This is a genomic window from Arthrobacter sp. Y3225116, assembly GCF_059091245.1.
This window is the reverse complement of record NZ_JBNHGL010000254.1, coordinates 1-3,947: the sequence shown is the minus strand read 5'-3', so window position 1 is coordinate 3,947 and position 3,947 is coordinate 1. Positions and strand designations below refer to the sequence as shown.

The following is a 3,947-nucleotide window of genomic DNA, read 5'->3' as shown; positions in this document are numbered from 1 at the left end:
TGGCCGCCAAGGCACCCGCGCTGGACCTCGATCCGTTCAGCGACGATTTCCTCACCGACCCGTACGATGCGCATGAGCAGATGCGCGAAGCCGGCCCGAGCGGGTTGGAGCCCTCGGGGCCCGGACGGTCGGCGCCGGAGCATTACTGGAGCTGCTCGGCTGACTGCTGGCTGCAGCTCCACTGCAGAAACCGCCGACGACGCCTGGCTCCCGCGCCTGCAACCGCCGGTCGTCGCCGCCCGGCCCACTCCTGAAACCACCGGTGGACCGACCGCCCCGTCACAGGGCCCGGCCCGCCCCCACACCCACTCCCTTCGCTCCCACGTTTCGGACGGCCCCCAGTACGTTTCCGCGCACGTCAGGGGCAGATGGACAGCCCGAAACATGGGGAGATACGGCTATACGTGGGAAGTTAGCTACGGGACCGACCGCGTGCCGGCTGCCCGACGCCGGACACCGGCGGGACGTGTGTCGGACACAGCCGGACACAGGCCGGACGCGTGGCCTGCACGCTAAGGGGCAGTCGGAACCGGCGGCTGCGCGAAAACGTGGCGCCGGACCCACGCGTGCATCGCGATGGCCGCGGCGGCTGAGGCATTGATCGACCGAGTCGAACCGAACTGCGCGATGGACAGCGTGGCATCGGCTGCGGCGTGGACCTCCGGCGTCAGCCCGGGCCCCTCCTGCCCGAACACCAGCACCGCGTTCTCCGGCAGGTCGTAGGTTTCCAGCGGCACCGAGTCGGGGAAGTTGTCGATCCCGATGATCCGCAGGCCCTCGCCCTGAGCCCACGCCACAAAGTCCTCCACGGTGGGATGGTGCCGGACGTGCTGGTAGCGGTCGGTGACCATGGCCCCGCGCCGGTTCCACCGCCGTCGTCCGATGATGTGCACTTCCTTGGCCAGGAAGGCGTTGGCACACCGCACCACCGAGCCGATGTTGAGGTCGTGCTGCCAGTTCTCGATGGCCACGTGGAAGTTGTGCCGGCGGGTGTCCAGGTCCGCGACGATCGCCTCGTGCTTCCAGTAGCGGTACTGGTCAGTCACGTTCCGCCGGTCGCCGTCGGCCAGCAGCTGCGGGTCCCAATGGTCGCCGTCGGGCAACGGCCCCTCCCACGGTCCGACGCCGATGGCCGGCTCCTGCCCGCCAGCCTCGGAGCCGTTCGGGGCAGCATCCGGCGCGCCGGTTTCGGAGCCGTTCGGGGCGGCATCCGGCGCGCGGGTTTCGGAGCCGTTCGGGGCGTCCGCCGGGGTATCCGGCCGTTCGCCGACCCCATCGGTCAACCTCGGTCCGGCCCCGGTTTCACCTGCTTTTTCTTCCACCCCACAAGCCTAGGGGACAGACGGCAGCCTCAGGCACCGTGGCGGGGAAGGGCCGCCGCAGGGTGATGCGGAAGGACCGCGGCGGGAGCCGCCGACGGAGCTGCAGCGGGTTGTAAACGATCAACCAGGAATGATAAGCATGCTGTATAACGATCCATCGGAAAAGGAGTTTCAATGGCTGAATTGACCACCCCCGAGGAACTTTTCGCTTTCAAGCTGGGCGTCGCCCTTCGGTCGGAACATGACGTGCTCAAGATGCTCGAAGAGAACCAGAAGGTTGCACGGAGCCAAGAGCTGAAGGACATGCTCAGCCACCACCAGGACGAGACGCGTGAACAGATCACGTATATCGAAAAATGCTTCAAGGCTTTGGGCTTGGAGGCCAAGGAGCAGCGCTCCCCGGTGAGCAAGGGCCTGGCCGAGGAAGCGCAGGCCGCCTTGGACAAGGTGGACCCGAGCCTGGTGGACATGGTCATCGTGGCCGGCGCGCTGGACACGGAACACCATGAGGTCGCCTGCTACACCACGCTGATCACCTCGGCGCAGGCCCAGGGCCAGACCGAAGTCGTGGAGCTGCTTCAGCAGATCCTGGGCCAGGAAGAAAGCACTCGGGACAAGCTGATCGAGTTCGGCCGAAAGCTCGCCCAGGAAGCCGCCGCCAAGTAGCGCGGCCAACCGGCGCGATGGCCGCCGGCGCACGGGTAAACAGCGAAAGGGAGCGGAGCTGCGTGGGCGGCACCGCTCCCTTTCGCGTGCCTGCCGCTCCGCTTGGCGTGTCCGCGCTCCCTTTCGGTGTCGGCGGCCCCTCTTCCCCCGCGCGCCTGCCGTCCCCTCCGCTGCGTGCCGCTCCGCTTCCCGTCGCGCGCAGCGGAAGTAACCTGCCGCCGGTCCGTTACTAGTAGTAGGTTTTGCGCCCGCCGACCACAGGCAGCGGGAAGAATTCGTCCGCCACCTGCTGGACGATCGGCACGTAGATCGCTGAATTCCACTGCGGGCTGGCGTGGGCCGGCCGGGCGCCTTCGGTGACCAGGTTGTTGGTGAGGAAGTTCGCCTCATAGTTCACCTGCCAGCTGCGCCGGGCGGTCGAATAGTTGACCGTCTGGTCTCCCGGGTTGCCCATCCAGGCGATGCGGGTGTCGCCGATACTGTGGCGGAAGCGATGCGCGTCGAAGTGATAGATGTACGAGGACTGGGACTGGATCAGCGTGCTGGACACGGCCAGCGGCGACAGCTGCTCCATGGTCTGCTCCACAATTTGCCGCCAGGTGCGCTCGTCCTTGTGCACGATCCGCTCGCCCAGCTCGTATCCGCCCCGCAGGTAGCTGGGCACCCGGTAGCCGGCCTCGTAGAGGAAGACCACACCTTCGAACATGGTCTTGTCCAGCACATCGAAGCGGCTGTATGGGGACGAATCCATCAGGATCAGCTCCACCGGGAAGCCCTTGGCGCGCAGCCGTGCGGTCATTTCCACGGCCACCATGCCGCCGAAGCTGTGCCCGTAGAAATAGAGCCGTTGCAGGTCGTTGTCCTGGATATGCTTCTGCAGCACCTCGGTCAATTCGGCAAGGTCCAGCCCGCGGTTCGAATACCCCGCCACCGCCAGCCGGCCGCGATCCACCAGGCCGCCGCGCAACGAGTTCAAGATCCACAGGCCCTCTTCCCAGCTGGTCTTGTACCCCGGGAAGACCACCCAGCTGGTGCGTGGGAAGCGCCGGTCCGCGCGTTCGTCGTCCAGCGTGAGGATCTGCGCTTCGTTGCGCATCTCCTGGATGACCCGGGTGGCCGCCAGGTCCGCGGCGGTGCCCAGTCCGAAGGCGGCACCGATCAGGAACGAGCGGCGCGAAACCCGGTGCAGGTTGCTGGCCAGGCGCAGCTGGCGGAAGGCGTGGTTCCGGCGGAGATCCATCATTCGAGCTGGCCGGCCACCGGCGGCTAGTCCAGCTCCAGTTCGTCCTTGCCGAACGCGAAGAGATAGGGCACGCCGGCTTCGGCCTCAATGCGTTCCTTCGCTCCGGTGTCGCGGTCCACAATGACCGCCACGGCCTGGACCTGCCCGCCGGCCTGGCGCACGCCTTCGACCGCGGTCAGCGCGGATCCACCGGTCGTGGAGGTATCTTCCAGCACGACGACGGGGCGATCCTTCACCTCCGGGCCCTCCACCTGGCGGCCCATGCCGTAGGACTTCTGCGCCTTGCGCACCACGAAGGCGTCGACGGCCCGTCCACCGTCCCCGGCCGCGTGCATCAGCGCCGTCCCCACCGGATCGGCCCCCATGGTCAGGCCGCCGGCGGCCTGGAATTCGATGCCGGCCTCGTCGAGCATGGCCAGCATGACCCTGCCGACCAGCCGGGACGCTTCATGGTGCAGGGTGACCCGCCGCAGGTCGATGTAGTAGTCGGCTTCGGCACCGCTGGAGAGGGTGACCCTGCCGCGCACCACGGCCAGTTCCTTAATCAGTTCGAGCAGGCGGGCGCGGTCGGCCGCTGGATCGGCCACGGGAGTCTGGGTCATGGCTCTTAGTCTATGGGGTTGCCCCCGCCGCACCGGGAATCCATGACAGGCCTCGCGGCCCCGCCGGAGCCCCCAGACCGGGCGCTACGGGACGCCAGACCGGGCGCCGCCGCA

At 67.7% G+C, this 3,947-nt stretch carries 5 protein-coding genes; 2 read left to right on the top strand and 3 right to left on the bottom strand.

Annotated elements, in window-relative coordinates; all coding sequences use genetic code 11:
- A partial coding sequence (locus AC5RV2_RS15580; protein ID WP_494093086.1) for a hypothetical protein occupies positions 1-254 on the top strand: 254 nt, incomplete at its 5' end.
- A gap of 258 nt (positions 255-512) precedes the next feature.
- Here AC5RV2_RS15580 and AC5RV2_RS15575 read toward each other — a convergent pair.
- Positions 513-1,130: a TrmH family RNA methyltransferase gene (locus AC5RV2_RS15575; RefSeq protein ID WP_494093087.1), complete on the bottom strand. Its 618-nt coding sequence runs from the start codon at positions 1,128-1,130 to the stop codon at positions 513-515.
- A 366-nt stretch (positions 1,131-1,496) separates the two neighbouring features.
- Between AC5RV2_RS15575 and AC5RV2_RS15570 the strand changes: the two genes are divergently transcribed.
- Positions 1,497-1,988 carry a YciE/YciF ferroxidase family protein gene (locus AC5RV2_RS15570; RefSeq protein WP_494093085.1) on the top strand — a complete coding sequence of 164 codons (492 nt, stop codon included), beginning with the start codon at positions 1,497-1,499 and terminating at the stop codon, positions 1,986-1,988.
- A 229-nt stretch (positions 1,989-2,217) separates the two neighbouring features.
- Here AC5RV2_RS15570 and AC5RV2_RS15565 read toward each other — a convergent pair whose 3' ends face one another.
- Positions 2,218-3,231, bottom strand: coding sequence for a thioesterase domain-containing protein (locus AC5RV2_RS15565; RefSeq protein WP_494093084.1), 1,014 nt, complete (start codon positions 3,229-3,231; stop codon positions 2,218-2,220).
- 23 nt (positions 3,232-3,254) lie between these two features.
- On the bottom strand, positions 3,255-3,833 hold the full coding sequence (gene pyrE / locus AC5RV2_RS15560; RefSeq protein ID WP_494069450.1) for an orotate phosphoribosyltransferase: 579 nt from the start codon (positions 3,831-3,833) through the stop codon (positions 3,255-3,257).
- Positions 3,834-3,947: the final 114 nt, after the last annotated feature.